The sequence below is a fragment of the Nitrospirillum viridazoti CBAmc genome (assembly GCF_000730165.1).
GTDB classification, from domain to species: Bacteria; Pseudomonadota; Alphaproteobacteria; order Azospirillales; family Azospirillaceae; genus Nitrospirillum; species Nitrospirillum viridazoti.
This window is the reverse complement of the sequence record NZ_CP022110.1, coordinates 2,803,155-2,819,146: the sequence shown is the minus strand read 5'-3', so window position 1 is coordinate 2,819,146 and position 15,992 is coordinate 2,803,155. Positions and strand designations below refer to the sequence as shown.

Here is a 15,992-nt window from a genome sequence, read left to right as displayed (position 1 = left end):
TCCGGGCTTTGGGCGGGGACGAATGATTAAATTATGGGCGGGATTGGCCGGGGAAGCCGCATGCCGGTGCCCCGCTGCTCAAACTCTAGGCTGAATCCCATCAAAATCCGCAATGCATTGATAGCAGGATCAGGGCATTAGGGCAGGATGCCATCAAATACCGGCGCCGCTGACGCCAAACTATGCGGGAATTGCCTAATTTTTAGGCTCGATTCCGGACGTCACCGAATGGGGTGCCCCAAAAGCAACGACGCCGGCGCCACCCCATCGCCACCCCGGGACAGGGCGGAAAGGGGCGGGCGCCGGCGTCGCCAGCAAACTCTCAATCGGCCGTGAGGAAGGCGAGGGTTATTCCTCTTCCTCGTCGGCGTCCTGCTCGATCTGGTTGGCCAGGTCGTGCAGCATGTCCACCACGTCCTGGTGGGTGGTCTCTTCCACCGCCTGGTTGACGGCCACTTCGATCATGGCGACCGCCACATAGGCGGCCAGGGGGCCCGCCTCCTTGAGCGCCGCCTCAAGATGCTTTTCCGCGACGCTCAGCGCCTTTTCGAACAGGGCTTCCGCGGTGGAGTTGTTGGTGTCGCTCATGGCAGACCTTCACTGTGATAATAGGGGTGTATGGATCAGATGATGGGCAGCTATAGCACCCTTGCCGGGTGTCGTCACGCCGCCCTGCTTGCCAAAACCGGTTCCATACCCCTAATCCCTGGGGCTAACCCCGCCCCGTCACAGGAACTTAACGCCCGTGTCCGTCCCGACCCCGTTTCCGTCTGCCTCCAGCGACGCGGCCGCCCCGCCCTTCGACCTGGCAGACGCCGGCAGCTATCGTTTCTGGACGGATGAGCATGTGCGTTTCAATGACCTGGACCCGGTGGGCCATGTCAACAACAACGCCTTCGGGGTCTATTTCGAATCGGGCCGCGTGGCGTTGCACCAGGCCCTGCGCGGCCGGGTGGCTTTCGACCGCCATGCCATCGTGATGCGCAAGATCACCATCGATTATCTGGCGGAGATCGCATACCCCAACGCTGTGCGCATCGGCACCCGCCTGGTGCGCCTGGGCCGCACGTCGTGGACGACGGGCAGCGGCCTGTTCGTTGGCGGCCATTGCCACGCCACCGCCCTGTCCGTCTCCGTTCTGGTGGATGTCGACAGCCACCGCCCCACGCCCATCCCCGATGACCTGCGCCCCGTCATGGAGACCCTGCTGTGAGCCGCCGTTCCTCCCCCGGGCCCACCCCTGCGCGCGGCAAACCTTCCGCCGGCCGCCACCAGTCCCGCCGCCCCGCCGCCCGTCCGCCGGTGGAGCCGCCCACCAGCGGCCCCATCGAGATCACGGTGGAAAGCGTGGGCGCCCTTGGCGACGGTGTCGCCCACTGGCAGGAGACCTATGGGCCGAACCATCGCCTGTTCGTGCCCCAGACCCTGGTGGGTGACCGGCTGATGGTGCGCTTCGCCCAGCAGCGGGGCGAGGGCTGGCTGGTGGAGCCGGTATCGCTGCTGGCCGAGGGACCGGGCCGCGCCGACCCCGCCTGCCGCCACTTCGGCATCTGCGGCGGCTGCACCCTGCAGCATATGGATGCCGACACCTACGGCGCCTGGAAGGTCGAGCAGCTGCGCCACGCGCTCAGCCGCGCCGGCGTCACCGATTTGCCCATGGCCCCGCTGGTGCGCACGCCGCCCCATGCCCGCCGGCGCGCCGTGCTGGCGGCCGCGCGCCGGGGCCGCCGTCTGTGGCTGGGCTTCAATGAGCGCGCCAGCCATCGCCTGGTGGATATCGAGGAATGCGCCGTGCTGGCGCCGCGCCTCATGGCGCTGGTCCCCCCCCTGCGCGCCCTGCTGCTGGAGCTGCTGCCGGATGAGCATACGCTGGACGTGGCGCTGACCCTGCTGGACGACGGGCCGGATGTCCTGCTGGTCGGGCTGCCGCAGCCCGACCTCAACGCCCTGGAAAAGCTGGGCGCCTTCGCCGAGGCTCATGACCTGGCCCGCCTCACCTGGTCCAAGCGGCCGGGCGCGCCGGCGGAGCCCATCGCCCTGCGCCGTACCGGCGTGGTGCGCTTCGGCCCGGTGGCGGTATCGCCCGCCGCGGGATCCTTCCTCCAGGCCAGCGCCGAGGGCGAGGCCGCGCTGGTGGCCGAGGCCCTGGCGGGGGCGATGGGTGCTGCCAGGATAGCCGACCTGTTCGCCGGCAGTGGCACCCTGACCTTCCCCCTGTCCACTCTGGCGCCGGTGCACGCGGTTGAGGGCGATGGAGTCGCCATCACGGCGCTGGAGGCGGCGGCCCGCACGGCGGGCGGCGCCCATCCCGTGACCGTGGAACGCCGCGACCTCTTCAAGGAACCCTTATCCCCGGCGGAATTGTCGGCCTGCCAGGCGGTGGTCTTCGACCCGCCGCGCGCCGGCGCCGCGTCCCAGGCGGCGGCCCTGGCCGCATCCACCGTGCCGGTGGTGGTCGCCATCTCCTGCAACCCGGTCAGCTTCGCCCGTGACGCCGCCCTGCTGCTGGGCGGCGGTTACGTCCTGGAGCGCCTGGTGCCGGTGGACCAGTTCCTGTGGTCCCCCCACCTGGAGGTCGCGGCCCGCTTCCGCCGGCCGTGACGGATGCCGTGATGGATGGGGGCAGCGTTACCCGTCTGCCGCAGTGGCGCTAAAGGTGACGTGGCCGGCCGGTGCAGCGGTGCGGGGACGGCGATGACGTGCTATAACCGCACCCCCGTTGGCGCAATCCAGAAGCGAGTCCGTCAGTCCCATGAGCAAGGCGCTTGAGATCCTGAAGTCCTACGCCCCGGCCACGGTGGCGGAGGAAAACGTGCTGAATGACATCCTGGACCGGCTGGGCCGCCGGACGCTGGACGCCGACACCGCCGTCGAACAGATCATCGACCGCCTGGACTGGCCGCTGGACCGCGCCGCCGCCGAGGTGGATGCTTATCTGGAATAGTTCCTCAGGCGCCGGTTCTTGAGTGTTCCTCAAGCGCCGGCGTCCCCATCCGGGGACTTGGCTTCCTCGCTGCGCCCTGCGGTGCTCGCTGCGGCGGCCACGGTCGTGGCCTTGTCGCTACGCTCCGTGGCACGTCGCTTGTGTCGGAACTGGGCTAGGCCGCGACTGCGGCCGCCGGAGTTTTGCGGGGAGCGGCAGCGGACTGCAAAACGAGAATTAGCCAAGCGCCTGATGGCCCGCCGGCGCCCGAGGCGAACCAACAAACATTACTCGGTAATGCGTATGGTGGGCAGACCAACCCCGGCGGCGGCGCGTTCGCGCAGGATTTCGCGGCGGAAGCGGTAGAGTTCCGCCGGGCGGCCGCCGGTGCGCACTTCCAGGGCGCCTGTGGGTTCCACCAGGCCACCGGCGATCAGCAGGCGGCGGAAGTTCTGCTTGTGCAGGCGTACGCCGGACAGCGCCTCCACCAGGCGCTGCAGCTGGAACAGGGTGAACTGCGGTGGCAGCAGGTCGAACACCACCGGCCGGTATTTCAGCTTGCCCCGCACCCGCCCCAGCGCCGCCGCCAGGATGCGGCGATTGTCCTGGGCCATGGGGATGCCGGTGGCGGCCAGCGCCTCGGGTTGCACCGGGCCGGACCACAGGCCGGCCACGTCGGCCGGCAGCTTGCCGTTCTGCGCCAGGCGGGCCAGCACGGCGCGGTCGCGCGGCGCTTCCGCCACCAGGCCTGCCTCGTACAGCAGCTCATACCGCTCCAGCACCCGTTCATAGTCCCAGGCGTCGTCGTCACGGCTGAAGGTGGTGTGCACCCGGTCGCGGCGTGCCGCCGCCAAATCCGGATCATGCTCGGCCCAGTGCTCCAGCGCCGGCAGCAGGGTGCGGGCGATCATGGCCGGCCGGCCGTCGCGCCAATCCTCCCACGGGAAATAGCTGTACCAGTCGTGCCATTCGGCGGCGCCCGAGCCCGACAGCGGCGCCTCGCGCGTTAGGGCGATGTAGCCGACGGAGACGACACGGGCGTCGCCGTCCACCTCGCGCAGGTCGCGATAGCGGTCGCCGAAGGTGTAGAGCTGCTCGACATAGCCCAGGGGCAGGCCCGTCAGCTCCGTCACCCAGCGGCGCAGGCCCTGTTCCAGGGTGCGGTGACGCTCCGGCGCGAAGGGGCCGAAGGGCAGGGCGTCCCAGTCGCCGCTGGCCTGCTGCTGCGGCGTCGCCAGGTCATGGGTCAGGCGGCGCACCACCAGCACGCGCGGCACCTCCCGCGTCACCGCCACGATCACGGCGGTCAGGCCGATGGACGCGCGCTCGCCCGTGGGCTGCCCAATGGGCTGTGCGTTGGGCTGCTGGCCGGGCTGGGGCTGAGGGGCCTGGGCGCTGGTCACGAGTCTCCCGCCAAATCTGTTTTCGGGGCACCTTTTCCGGACCCGGGGCGGAGGCCCGTCCCGGGGCGCGACAGAATGTGTTGTCCGAGACGCTTTTGACAGCAAGAGAAAGTTCACGGGCACCTGTTAAAAGACGACAATCTGCTTATTGTCCTAGGCCGCAGGATGCCGCTTCGTTTCCCCACCATGATTTGCCTATGGTAGGCCCCGCGAATTAACGGGCCGGCCGCCGTGTGGCAACCACATGTCGTGAGAGAAGGTCCGACTTCGGGAGAGAGACCCATGGCGCTCAAAGCAGAACAGCGCAAATCCGAACTGACCGAGCAGATCGCCGCCAAGGTGCGGGATCGCCTGTCTCGGGAAAAGGCCGCCACGGCGGAGCGTTTCGTCCGGCAGTTCTACGCCAACGTGCCCCCTGACGACATCCTGCGCAGCAGCAGTGATGAGCTGTACGGCGCCGCCGTCGCGATGTGGCAGTTTGGCGCCGTGCGCAAGGCCGGCACAGCCCAGGTGCGCGTCTGCAATCCCAAGGTGGAGCAGGACGGCTGGCATGCCCCCCACACGGTGGTGGAGATCGTCAACGACGACATGCCCTTCCTGGTGGACAGCGTCTCGGCGGAACTGAACCGCCACGGCCTGACGGTGCACCTGGTGATCCACCCGGTGGTGAAGGTGAAGCGCGACGCCGAGGGCCGTCTGGTCGAGCTGTATGAGCCGCACGCCGCCCCCGCCGATGCCAAGGCCGAAAGCTTCATGCATGTGGAGGTCGACCAGCAGACATCTCCCGAACTGCTGGAAAAGGTCCGCGCCGGCCTGGTGCACATTCTGGCGGACGTGCGCGCCGCCGTGGAGGATTTCGAGGCCATGCGCAGCCGCGTGGCCGAAACCATCGACGAGTCGCGGAAGAGCAGCCAGGCCCTGGACGCCGCCGAGGTGGCGGAGGGCGTGGACTTCCTGCGCTGGATCGATGACGACCACTTCATCTTCTTAGGAGTCCGCGAATACCGCTTCGGCAAGGAGGACGGCCAGGACACGCTGGACATCCTGGCCGGCGCCGGCCTGGGCATCCTGCGCGATGACGAGGTCTCGGTCTTCGACGGCCTGCGCTACTTCTCCCAGCTGCCGCCGGACGTGCGCGCCTTCGTGCGCCAGCCGCGCGCCATCATGGTGACCAAGGCCAACAAGGATTCGACCGTCCACCGCCCGGCGCCGCTGGACGCCGTGATGGTGAAGCTGTTCGACGACCAGGGCGTGGAGATCGGCGAGCGGCTGTTCGTCGGCCTGTTCACCTCGGTCGCCTACAACCGCACGGCGCGCGAGATCCCCTACCTGCGCCAGAAGGTGAACCGGGCGCTGGAGCGGGCGGGCTTCGACAAGTCCAGCCACGACGGCAAGGCCCTGCTGCACATCCTGGAGACCTATCCCCGGGATGAGCTGTTCCAGACCAGCGATGACGAGCTGTTCGACATCGCCATGGGCGTGCTGCACCTGCAGGACCGCCAGCGCGTGGCCCTGTTCGTGCGCAAGGACCCGTTCGAGCGCTTCGTCAGCGCCCTGATCTACGTTCCGCGCGATCGTTACGACACCGACCTGCGGCTGAAGCTGCAGGGCATCCTGGAGACGGCGTTCGAGGGCAAGACGACGCAATACCATGTGATGCTGTCGGAAAGCGCGCTGGCCCGCGCCCACATCATCATCCAGACCACCCCCGGCAAGGTGCCGGACTACGACGTCCGCGACGTCGAGGAGACGCTGATCGAGGCGGCGCGCGGCTGGGGCGAACGCCTGCAGCAGGCCCTGATCGACGCCAAGGGTGAGGAGGTCGGGCTGCGGCTGGCCCGCCGCTACCGCCGCGGGACCCTGGCCGAGGGCTACCGCGAGATTTACAGCCCCGAAGCCGCCGTGATGGATATCGAGCGGCTGGAGATGGTGGCGGCCACGGGCCAGATCGCGCTCAACCTGCACCGCCCGGTGGAGGCCGAGCCGCACGAGCTGTTCTTCAAGGTCTATCACGACGGCACGCCGGTGCAGCTGTCCCAGGCCCTGCCCATGCTGGAGGATCTGGGCCTGAAGATCCTGGCGGAAGGCGGCCCGCACGAGGTGCGCATCCCGGGCCGCGAGAAGTCCATCTGGATCCAGGACTTCGAGATGAAGATGGCCAACGGCCAGGCCGTCGAGCTGGACGCGGTGAAGGAGGCGTTCGAGGACGCCTTCATGCGCGTCTGGACCGGGGAGGCCCAGACCGACGGCTTCAACAAGCTGGTGCTGGGGGCCGGTTTGGCCTGGCGCGACGTCACCATGGTGCGCGCCTACGCCAAGTACCTGCGCCAGGCCCGCTTCGACTTCTCGCAGTCCTACATCGAGGACACGCTGGCGGCCCATGTGGGCATCACCAAGCTGCTGGTGCGCCTGTTCCACCTGGCCCATGACCCGGCCATCCTGGCCAAGCTGGGCCGGGAAGAGGTGGACAGCCAGCGCATGGGCCTGGTGGTGGAGATCGACCACGCCCTGGACCAGGTCACCAACCTGGATGAGGACCGCATCCTGCGCCGGATGCTGAACCTCATCCGCGCCACCCTGCGCACCAACTTCTTTCAGAAGGGCGCCGACGGCCAGCCCAAGAGCTATCTGTCGTTCAAGCTGGACAGCCGGTCCATCGATGACCTGCCGCTGCCCCGGCCCATGGTGGAAATCTGGGTCTACAGCCCCCGGGTCGAGGCCGTGCACCTGCGCGGCGGCAAGGTGGCACGCGGCGGCATCCGCTGGTCCGACCGCAAGGAGGATTTCCGCACCGAGATCCTGGGCCTGATCAAGGCGCAGATGGTGAAGAACGCCGTCATCGTGCCCATGGGCTCCAAGGGCGGCTTCGTGGTGAAGAACCCGCCGCCGGCGTCCGCCGGCCGCGAGGCGGCGCTGGCCGAAGGCATCGAGTGCTACAAGACCATGATGCGCGGCCTGCTGGACATCACCGATAACCTGGTGAAGGGCCAGGTGGTGCCGCCCCAGGACGTGGTGCGCCTGGACGGCGATGACCCCTACCTGGTGGTGGCGGCCGACAAGGGCACGGCCACCTTCTCCGACATCGCCAACGGGGTCAGCCGCGACTACGGCTTCTGGCTGGACGACGCCTTCGCCTCGGGCGGCTCTGCCGGGTACGACCACAAGAAGATGGGCATCACCGCGCGCGGCGCGTGGGAAGCGGTGAAGCGCCACTTCCGTGAGCTGGGCCGCGACTGCCAGACCCAGGACTTCACCGTCGTGGGCGTGGGCGACATGTCGGGCGACGTGTTCGGCAACGGCATGCTGTTGTCTAAGCACATCCGTCTGGTGGCCGCCTTCGACCACCGCCACATCTTCCTGGACCCCAACCCGGATGCGGCCAGCAGCTGGGAAGAGCGCAAGCGCATGTTCGACCTGCCGCGCTCCTCCTGGGCGGACTATGACAAGTCCAAGCTGTCCCAGGGGGGCGGCATCTTCGAGCGCGGGGCCAAATCCGTCCCGCTGTCGCCCGAAGTGCGGGCGGCCCTGGGGATCACGGCGGAGCGCCTGACCCCGGCCGAGCTGATGCAGGCCATCCTGAAGGCGGACGTGGATCTGCTGTGGCTGGGCGGCATCGGCACCTATGTGAAAGCCGGGGGTGAGACCAACGCCGAGGTGGGCGACAAGGCCAACGACGCCCTGCGCATCGACGGCCGCCAGGTCCGCGCCAAGGTGGTGGGCGAGGGCGCCAACCTGGGCTTCACCCAGCGCGGCCGTATCGAGGCGGCGCAGGCCGGCGTGCGGCTCAACACCGACGCCATCGACAACTCCGCCGGCGTCGATACCTCGGATCATGAGGTCAACATCAAGATCCTGCTGCGCGACGTGATGGACAAGGGCAGCATGACCCTGCCCCAGCGCGACGCGCTGCTGGCCACCATGACCGACGACGTGGCGGAACTGGTGCTGGCCGACAACTACCAGCAGACCCAGGCCCTCTCCATCGACGAGGCGGTGGCGCCGGACACGCTGGACGACCTGGCCCGCCTCATGCGGCTCATGGAAAAGGCGGGCAAGCTGAACCGCGCCATCGAGTTCCTGCCGACGGATGAGGAGGTGTCGCTGCGCGCCCAGGCCCGCCGCGGCCTGACGCGACCGGAAACGGCGGTGCTGCTGGCCTATGCCAAGATCGACCTGTACGACAAGCTGCTGAACTCCGACCTGCCGGATGATGCCAAGATGGCGGCCGACCTGGTGGAGTACTTCCCGGAAAGCCTGCAGCGGCAATATCCGCAGGCCGTGGCCGGCCACCAGCTGCGCCGCGAGATCATCGCCACCGTGGCCACCAACAGCATGGTGAACCGCGTCGGTCCCAGCTTCGTGGCCGAAATGGTCGAGCAGACCGGTTTGGGCGAGGCCGACGTGGCCCGCGCCTATCATATCGCCCGCGACGCCTATGGCCTGCCGGCGGTGTGGAAGGCCATCGACGCCCTGGACAACCAGGTTCCGGCGGCCACCCAGGCGGCCATGGGCCTGGCCACGCGCCGCCTGCTGCGCCGCGCCGTGCCCTGGACCCTGCTGAACAGCACCCATCCCCTGGACATGGCGGCCGGCATCGCCCGCCTGGGGCCGGCGGTGAAGGTGCTGTCCAAGGCGCTGGCCGACATCCTGTCGCCTGACGCCGCCGCTGACCTGGACGCCAAGAAAGAGGAGCTGGAGCAGGCCGGCGTGCCGGCCGAGCTGGCCCATCACGTGGCGGCCCTGTCCGCCCTGGGGGCCGCCACCGACATCAGCCAGATCGCGGTGGAAACCAACCGGGGGGTGGAGACGGTCGCGGCCGTCCACTTCGCGCTGGGCGAACGGCTGGGCTTCGACTGGCTGCGCGGCCGGGCGGAGGCGGTGAAGACCACCACCCACTGGCAGCGCCAGGCCTTGGGCGCCATCATCGACGACCTCTACGGCCTGCAGGGCCGCCTGGCGGCCCGGGTGCTTGCGGGCGAGGGCGACGATGCGACTGCCTTGATCGACGGCTGGCTGGCCGCCAAGTCCGGTCCGCTGGACCGTATCCAGTCCCTGCTGGCCGAACTGCGCGGCGTGGCGCACCTGGACGTGGCCATGCTGGCCGTGGCCACCCGCCAGCTGCGCGGCCTGACGGCCGGCTGATCGGCTCGCGGTTATCAGCGGCATGGGGCTGGTCCCCATGCCGCTGTAGCTCGCAAGTGCGAGCGCCGGACCTTTCCGGGAAGCGTCAGCGGACTGGAAAGGGAGGAAGCCAAGCGGCCGGATGGCCGCGCCCGGCGATTGAGGGAATAAGTCTTCCCGCCGGGGAACTTTTTCCGTGAATTTCAACCCCGATTCTCCGTCGCCTGCACTGTGGGCGGTGGTGGTGAACTGTCGCTTGCGCAAAGCGTGGCGACCCCATATTTATTGATTTCACATCACCTGCCCGTGCATTGCTAAGATTGTCCGGCTCGTGGTTTCGTTTCCCCGATATCCTTTGGGGGAACCGCTTCCATAGGTGACCTTTGTCCGTGACGTCGGATTACAGAGTCCTTGAGGGCAAGCGCCTGCTGCTGGTGATTTCCGGCGGCATCGCGGCATACAAGTGCCTGGAACTGATCCGCCGGCTGAAGGAACGCGGCGTTCGCGTCCGCGCCGTTTTGACCGAGGGCGCGCAGCAATTCGTAACACCTCTGTCGGTGGCCGCCCTGTCGGAGGAGAAGGTCTACACTGACCTGTTTTCCCTGACCGACGAGTCGGAGATGGGGCACATCCGCCTGTCGCGCGAGGCCGACCTGGTGGTGGTGGCCCCGGCCAGCGCCGACATCCTGGCGCGCATGGCCGCCGGCATGGCCAATGACCTGGCGACCACGGCGCTGCTGGCCACCGACAAGCCGGTGATGGTGGTGCCGGCCATGAATGTCATGATGTGGACCAACCCGGCCACCCAGGCCAACGTCCGCACGCTGGAGGGGCGCGGCATCCGCCGCCTGGGGCCCGCCGCCGGCGACATGGCCTGCGGCGAGGTCGGCTCCGGCCGCATGGTGGAACCCATGGAGATCGTGGCCGGCATCGCCGCCTTCTTCTCGGAACGGCAGGGGCCGAAACCCTTGACCGGCCGCCGCGCGGTGGTGACCAGCGGGCCCACCCATGAGCCCATCGACCCCGTGCGCTATATCGCCAACCGCTCATCGGGCAAGCAGGGCCATGCCGTGGCGGCGGCCCTGGCGGCGCTGGGCGCCGACGTGACCCTGGTCAGCGGCCCCGTGACCCTGGCCCACCCGCCCGGCGTGCGCGTGGTGCGGGTGGAGACGGCCGCCGAGATGCTGGCCGCCAGCCAAGCGGCTCTTCAAGCACCCGACGGGCCGGCCGACATCGCCGTCTGCGCCGCCGCCGTGGCCGATTGGCGCGTGGCGGCGGCCGCGGGCGACAAGGTGAAGAAGGGCCCGGATGGCCCGCCCACCCTGACCCTGGCCGAGAACCCCGACATCCTGGCCACCTTGTCCCAGGCTGGCCCGGCGCGACCCCGCCTGGTGGTGGGCTTCGCCGCCGAGACGCGCGACGTGCTGGCCTACGCCGCCGCCAAGCTGGCTAAGAAGGGCTGCGACTGGATTGTCGCCAATGATGTGGCGACGGGAACCGGCACCTTCGGCGGTGACGACAACCAGGTGCACCTGCTGCGCCGGGGTGCGGCGCCCGAAGCCCCTCTCGTTGAGACCTGGCCGCGCCTGTCCAAGACCGAGGTGGCGGCACGCTTGGCCCAGGCCATCGCCGATACCCTGTCGCCCCATACCGCCCTTTCAACAAGCAACAACAGTCCGGAACCCGTTTGATGACCGAAGCCGTTACCGTTGCCGTCACCCGTCTGCCCCATGGCCACGACCTGGACCTGCCGGCCTATGCCACCGTCCAGGCCGCCGGCCTGGACCTGATGGCGGCCGTGTCGGCCCCGGTGGTGATCCCGCCCCTGGGCCGCGCGCTGGTGCCCACGGGCCTGGCCATTTCCCTGCCGGTGGGCTTCGAGGCGCAGGTGCGCCCGCGTTCCGGCCTGGCGCTGAAGAACGGCGTCACGGTGCTGAACGCGCCGGGCACGGTGGATGCCGATTACCGCGGCGAGGTGGGCGTCATCCTGGTGAACCTGGGGGACCAGCCCTTCACCGTCGAGCGCGGCATGCGCATCGCCCAGATGGTGATCGCCCGCCACGAGCGCGCTCAGTGGAAAGAGGTGGACAGCCTGGATGAGACCGCCCGGGGGGCGGGCGGCTTCGGCTCCACCGGCGTCGCCGCCAGCAAGAGCTGATAAAAATGGGAGAAGGGATGCTGCGGATTTCCAAGAAGCTGATGTTCGCCATCGAGGTGGTGCTGGACATCGCCTACAACGCCGGTTCCGAACCCGTGCAGTCGGGTGAGATCACGGCGCGGCAGGGCATCCCCAAGCGTTACCTGGAACAGGTGCTGCAGGCCCTGGTGCGGGCGGGCATACTGGCTGGCGTACGCGGCCCCCGGGGCGGCTACCGCCTGGCCCGTGAACGCCGCCGCATCACGGTGGGCGAGATCGTGCGCATCGTCCGCGCCCTGGAACAGGCCACCGATCCCATGGAAGAGGCGGTGGGGGCCGAGCTGGGCCGGCAGGTGGTGCGCCCGCTGTGGGCCGAGCTGCAGGACGACTGCATGCGCCGCCTGGACCAGACCACCATCGAGGATTTGTGCCTGCGCGCCCACCGTGCCGGCATCGAAAGCGAAGCGACCCACAAGCTGGACTTCAGCATCTAAGGAAGGGATCGAACCATGGCTGACACCGCCCCCACCGCCGCCTTCCGCGGCCGCGTTTACGACAGCATCCTGGAAACCGTGGGCGCCACGCCCCTGGTGCGCCTGAAGCGCCTGGCCGCCGCCCACGGCGTGAAGGCCGACATCATCGGCAAGTGCGAGTTCTTCAATCCGCTGTCCAGCGTGAAGGACCGCATCGGCCTGGCCATGATCGAGGCCGCCGAGGCCGACGGCCGCATCTCCCCCGACCGCACCCTGCTGATCGAGCCCACCTCGGGCAACACCGGCATCGCGCTGGCCTTCGTGGCTGCGGCCAAGGGCTACCGCCTGATCCTGACCATGCCGGAAAGCATGTCGGTGGAACGCCGCCGCATGCTGAAGCTGCTGGGCGCCGAGATCGTGCTGACCCCGCCGGCGCAGGGCATGAAGGGCGCCATCGCCAGGGCGGAGGAATTGGCCGCCGAGGCCGGCGACGCCTACATCCTGCAGCAGTTCAAGAACCCGGCGAACCCGGAAATCCACCGCCGCACCACGGCCGAGGAAATCTGGACCGACACTGCCGGCGGTGTTGATTTCCTGATCTCCGGCGTGGGCACGGGCGGCACGCTGACCGGTGTGGCCAGCGTGATCAAAGAGCGCAAGCCCAGCTTCAAGGCCGTGGCGGTGGAACCGGAGGACAGCCCCGTGCTGTCCGGCGGCCTGCCGGGCCCGCACAAGATCCAGGGCATCGGCGCCGGTTTCGTGCCCGACATCCTGGACACCCATCTGATCGATGAGGTGCTGCGCATCTCCAACCAGCGCGCCTTCGAGACGGCGCGCGAGGTGGCCAAGCTGGAAGGTGTCGCCGTCGGCATCAGCTCCGGCGCCGCCCTGGCCGCCGCCTTAGAACTGGGCGCCCGCCCGGGGAACGAGGGCAAGCAGATCGTCGTGATCCTGCCCAGCTTCGCCGAGCGCTACCTGTCCACCGGCCTGTTCGACGGGCTGGATTGACAGGCCTGGATCGGCGCTAAGGGGGGCCGTCACAGCGCCGGCCCCTTTTTCCTGTACATCCTGTCCCACGGTTTTAGTTTTACCTAGGCCGCGACTGCGGCCGCCGGAGATTTTCGGGGAGCCGAAGGCGGACTGAAAATCGAGGACAAGCCAAGGGGCGGATGCCCCGCCGGCGTTTGAGGCAACTCAAGACTCCGCATATGGACTTCACAGACTCTCAAATCGAGCGCTACTCCCGCCACATCATCCTGAAGGAGGTGGGCGGGGAGGGGCAGGCCAGGCTGCTGGCCAGTTCCGTCCTGGTGGTGGGCGCCGGCGGCCTGGGCGCGCCCGTGCTGCTGTACCTGGCGGCGGCCGGGGTGGGACGCATCGGCATCGTCGACGACGACACGGTCGACCTGTCCAACCTGCAGCGCCAGGTGGTGCACGACATGGCCTCGCTGGGCCAGGCCAAGGTGGACAGTGCCGCCGCGCGGATTCGCGCCATCAACCCCGACGTGGTGGTGGAGGTGCACAGGACGCGCCTGGCCCCCGACAACGTCCGGCAGCTGATCCGGGCCTATGACATCGTGGCCGACGGGTCGGATAACTTCACCACCCGCTTCCTGCTGAACGACGCCTGCTATTTCGAGCGGCGCCCCCTGGTGTCGGCCGCCATGCTGCGCTTCGACGGCCAGATTTCCACCTTCAGGGCCCATGAGGGCCACCCCCATCCCTGCTACCGCTGCGTCTTCCCCGAACCGCCGCCGCCGGGCCTGGTGCCCTCCTGTTCCGAGGCCGGGGTCCTGGGCGCCCTGGCCGGCACGGTGGGGTCCCTGCAGGCGCTGGAGGTCTTGAAGGAACTGCTGGGCATCGGCGACAGCCTGTCCGGCCGCCTGATGCTGTACGACAGCCTGGGCGCCTCCTTCCGCACCGTGCGGGTGAAGCCCGACCCCGACTGCCCGCTGTGTGGCAGCCACCCGACTATCACCGCCCTGCCTGGTGAAGAGGGGCCGGGGGAAGAGACGGCATGACGACCACTCAACCAGGGCTTTCCATCGTGCTGCACTCGGGCGGCTTCGACCGGGTGCATTACGCCTTGGTCATGGCCACGGCGGCGGCGGCCATAGGCCGCCCCACCCTGCTGTTCGTCACCGGTCGCGCCCTGCGCCTGTTGCTGGCGGACGACGGCTGGACCGGCCTGGACCCGGCGGACGACGGCAGCACCGCCATCGAGCGCGAGCGGCGGTTCGCGGAAACCAATGTCGCCACCCTGGCGGAGCTGGCCGAGTCGCTGGATCCCCTGGGGGTGCGCGTCATGGCCTGTGAGATGGGCTGGCGCGTGCTGGGCCTGGACAAGCCGGCCCTGCGTCCCGATGTGACGGTGGAAACGGCGGGTGTGGTGACGCTGTTGCAGGCGACCCCGCCGGGCGCCCATCTTATCCACCTGTGATCCGCCCAGCCTGAAAGCGCCCCGCCATGCCTGAATTGCCCGAGGTCGAAACCGTGGCCCGGGGCCTGGCCCTGAAGATGGAGGGCCGCACGCTGGTGCGCGTGGCCCAGCACCGCCCCAACCTGCGCACGCCCTTTCCGGCCGGCTTCGCCCAGCGCCTGACGGGCCGCCGCGTGGCCGGCATCGGCCGCCGGGCCAAGTATGTGCTGGTGCGTCTCGACCCTGTTTCCGGTTCGGGGGACGATACCCTACTCATCCACCTGGGCATGTCGGGCAGCATGGTGGTCAGCCGGGGGCCGGCGGGCGCGCCCGGGGCGCACGACCATGTGGTCATGGAAACGGACGACGGCGCCGTCGTCACCTTCAACGACCCCCGCCGCTTCGGCCTCATGGACCTGATCGCGGACGGGCAGGTGGACAGCCACCCCCTGCTGGCCAAGCTGGGGCCGGAGCCCCTAGGCAATGAATTCGACGCGGACACGCTGTCCGCCCGCCTGGCCGGCAAGATGACGCCCATCAAGGCGGCGCTGCTGGACCAGCGCGTGGTGGCCGGCCTGGGCAACATCTATGTCTGCGAGGCGCTGTTCCGTTCCGGCATCAGCCCGGAACGGTCGGCCGCCAGCGTGGCGGGCAAGGACGCTCAGCGGCTGGTGCCGGCCATCCGCGACGTGCTGACCGAGGCCATCGCGGCGGGTGGATCCTCCCTGCGCGACTACGTCCAGTCGGATGGCGAGTTGGGCTACTTCCAGCACTCCTTCGCCGTTTATGGACGGGAGGGCGAGGCCTGCCCCGGTTGCGACTGCGACGTGGCCCGCACGGGCGGCGTGCGGCGGCTGGTGCAGGCCGGCCGGTCCAGCTTCTTCTGCGCACGGCGGCAGCGCTGACGCATGCGGCCTTGGCCGTTGATGGGCGGCCCGGCATGCTTCACCTTATCGCCCAGCGAACCTTACCGGCCGAACCTTGCCGGCCCCTGGCCCCCCGCGTGAGCCCTGAATGCGCCTTGCCCTTGCCGCCGCCGTTTCCATCCCCCTGCTCTTGGCCGCCGGGCCGGGCGACGCTGGGCCGGTGGAGCCGGGCTTTGTGCCGGGGGTGGAGGATTTGCCCCTGATGCCGGGGCTGATGGCGCCGGCCAACGCGGCGGTGGTTTTCGACCAGCCGGAGGGCCGCATCGTCGAGTCGGCGGCCCAGGGCGACGTCAGCGCCGCCGCCATCACCGCCTTCTACGCTCAGACCCTGCCGCAGTTGGGCTGGCGCCCCGCCGGCAACGACCGCTGGGCGCGCGAGGGGGAAAGGCTGGAGATCACGGCGACCCGCGACGGCATGGGCAGCCGGGCCGAAACCGTGGTGCACTTCATTCTGCGCCCGCAGTAGCCCCCCTTTGAAGCGCTTCCCAAGAGAAAGGGTATGTTTAAAGTAAAAGACGCATGATCTTGGGGTGCGGCGACAGAATCGCCCATATCTGGTTTTAGACTCGTTGAATCCGGGGGGCGGGGAT

General features: G+C 68.9%; 14 protein-coding genes. 12 read left to right on the top strand and 2 right to left on the bottom strand.

Annotated elements, in window-relative coordinates; all coding sequences use genetic code 11:
• Window positions 1-348: 348 nt before the first annotated feature.
• Entirely contained in the window at window positions 349-588 is a 240-nt protein-coding gene (locus Y958_RS13015; RefSeq protein ID WP_040843696.1) for a hypothetical protein, read from the bottom strand.
• A gap of 157 nt (window positions 589-745) precedes the next feature.
• On the opposite strand from Y958_RS13015, the gene Y958_RS13010 reads away from it, so the two are divergent.
• From Y958_RS13010 to Y958_RS13000, 3 genes are all read left to right on the top strand, one after another.
• The gene (locus Y958_RS13010; protein WP_244909298.1) at window positions 746-1,213 is read left to right on the top strand and encodes an acyl-CoA thioesterase; all 468 of its coding nucleotides are present in this window, start codon (window positions 746-748) and stop codon (window positions 1,211-1,213) included.
• On the top strand, window positions 1,210-2,601 hold the full coding sequence (locus Y958_RS13005) for a class I SAM-dependent RNA methyltransferase (protein ID WP_145727600.1): 1,392 nt from the start codon (window positions 1,210-1,212) through the stop codon (window positions 2,599-2,601). Before Y958_RS13010 ends, Y958_RS13005 begins: the two co-directional genes overlap by 4 nt.
• 151 nt (window positions 2,602-2,752) lie before the next feature.
• Window positions 2,753-2,944 (top strand): hypothetical protein, encoded by a 192-nt coding sequence (locus tag Y958_RS13000; protein ID WP_040848183.1) that lies wholly within the window; start codon window positions 2,753-2,755, stop codon window positions 2,942-2,944.
• Window positions 2,945-3,210: 266 nt separating this feature from the next.
• Here Y958_RS13000 and Y958_RS12995 read toward each other — a convergent pair whose 3' ends face one another.
• Complete coding sequence (locus Y958_RS12995) at window positions 3,211-4,326, bottom strand: NUDIX hydrolase (RefSeq protein WP_338039039.1); 1,116 nt, start codon at window positions 4,324-4,326, stop codon at window positions 3,211-3,213.
• A 282-nt stretch (window positions 4,327-4,608) separates the two neighbouring features.
• On the opposite strand from Y958_RS12995, the gene Y958_RS12990 reads away from it, so the two are divergent.
• From Y958_RS12990 to Y958_RS12950, 9 genes are all read left to right on the top strand, one after another.
• Window positions 4,609-9,468, top strand: a complete 4,860-nt coding sequence (locus Y958_RS12990; protein WP_088872302.1) for an NAD-glutamate dehydrogenase — start codon at window positions 4,609-4,611, stop codon at window positions 9,466-9,468.
• A gap of 368 nt (window positions 9,469-9,836) precedes the next feature.
• The gene (coaBC, locus tag Y958_RS12985; protein WP_088872649.1) at window positions 9,837-11,138 is read left to right on the top strand and encodes a bifunctional phosphopantothenoylcysteine decarboxylase/phosphopantothenate--cysteine ligase CoaBC; all 1,302 of its coding nucleotides are present in this window, start codon (window positions 9,837-9,839) and stop codon (window positions 11,136-11,138) included.
• Window positions 11,138-11,605 carry a dUTP diphosphatase gene (dut, locus tag Y958_RS12980; protein WP_186291189.1) on the top strand — a complete coding sequence of 156 codons (468 nt, stop codon included), beginning with the start codon at window positions 11,138-11,140 and terminating at the stop codon, window positions 11,603-11,605. The genes coaBC and dut overlap by 1 nt, the downstream gene beginning before the upstream one ends.
• A gap of 17 nt (window positions 11,606-11,622) precedes the next feature.
• Window positions 11,623-12,078, top strand: a complete 456-nt coding sequence (locus tag Y958_RS12975) for an RrF2 family transcriptional regulator (RefSeq protein ID WP_004273531.1) — start codon at window positions 11,623-11,625, stop codon at window positions 12,076-12,078.
• Between the two features lie 15 nt (window positions 12,079-12,093).
• A complete protein-coding gene (cysK, locus tag Y958_RS12970; protein WP_040848093.1) occupies window positions 12,094-13,065 on the top strand; it encodes a cysteine synthase A in 972 nt (323 codons plus the stop codon).
• A gap of 200 nt (window positions 13,066-13,265) precedes the next feature.
• Window positions 13,266-14,078 carry a HesA/MoeB/ThiF family protein gene (locus tag Y958_RS12965; RefSeq protein WP_088872300.1) on the top strand — a complete coding sequence of 271 codons (813 nt, stop codon included), beginning with the start codon at window positions 13,266-13,268 and terminating at the stop codon, window positions 14,076-14,078.
• Complete coding sequence (locus tag Y958_RS12960) at window positions 14,075-14,497, top strand: DsrE family protein (protein ID WP_040848097.1); 423 nt, start codon at window positions 14,075-14,077, stop codon at window positions 14,495-14,497. Before Y958_RS12965 ends, Y958_RS12960 begins: the two co-directional genes overlap by 4 nt.
• A 26-nt stretch (window positions 14,498-14,523) precedes the next feature.
• On the top strand, window positions 14,524-15,381 hold the full coding sequence (gene mutM, locus Y958_RS12955) for a bifunctional DNA-formamidopyrimidine glycosylase/DNA-(apurinic or apyrimidinic site) lyase (RefSeq protein WP_088872299.1): 858 nt from the start codon (window positions 14,524-14,526) through the stop codon (window positions 15,379-15,381).
• A 109-nt stretch (window positions 15,382-15,490) separates the two neighbouring features.
• Entirely contained in the window at window positions 15,491-15,868 is a 378-nt protein-coding gene (locus Y958_RS12950) for a hypothetical protein (RefSeq protein ID WP_211098499.1), read from the top strand.
• Window positions 15,869-15,992: the final 124 nt, after the last annotated feature.

Coding starts and splice junctions, on each gene's coding strand:
- Y958_RS13015 (WP_040843696.1), bottom strand. CDS start 588: ATGAGCGACACCAACAACTCCACCGCGGAAGCCCTGTTCGAAAAGGCG.
- dut (WP_186291189.1), top strand. CDS start 11,138: ATGACCGAAGCCGTTACCGTTGCCGTCACCCGTCTGCCCCATGGCCAC.
- Y958_RS13000 (WP_040848183.1), top strand. CDS start 2,753: ATGAGCAAGGCGCTTGAGATCCTGAAGTCCTACGCCCCGGCCACGGTG.
- mutM (WP_088872299.1), top strand. CDS start 14,524: ATGCCTGAATTGCCCGAGGTCGAAACCGTGGCCCGGGGCCTGGCCCTG.
- Y958_RS12975 (WP_004273531.1), top strand. CDS start 11,623: ATGCTGCGGATTTCCAAGAAGCTGATGTTCGCCATCGAGGTGGTGCTG.
- cysK (WP_040848093.1), top strand. CDS start 12,094: ATGGCTGACACCGCCCCCACCGCCGCCTTCCGCGGCCGCGTTTACGAC.
- Y958_RS12965 (WP_088872300.1), top strand. CDS start 13,266: ATGGACTTCACAGACTCTCAAATCGAGCGCTACTCCCGCCACATCATC.
- Y958_RS12950 (WP_211098499.1), top strand. CDS start 15,491: ATGCGCCTTGCCCTTGCCGCCGCCGTTTCCATCCCCCTGCTCTTGGCC.
- Y958_RS12960 (WP_040848097.1), top strand. CDS start 14,075: ATGACGACCACTCAACCAGGGCTTTCCATCGTGCTGCACTCGGGCGGC.
- Y958_RS12990 (WP_088872302.1), top strand. CDS start 4,609: ATGGCGCTCAAAGCAGAACAGCGCAAATCCGAACTGACCGAGCAGATC.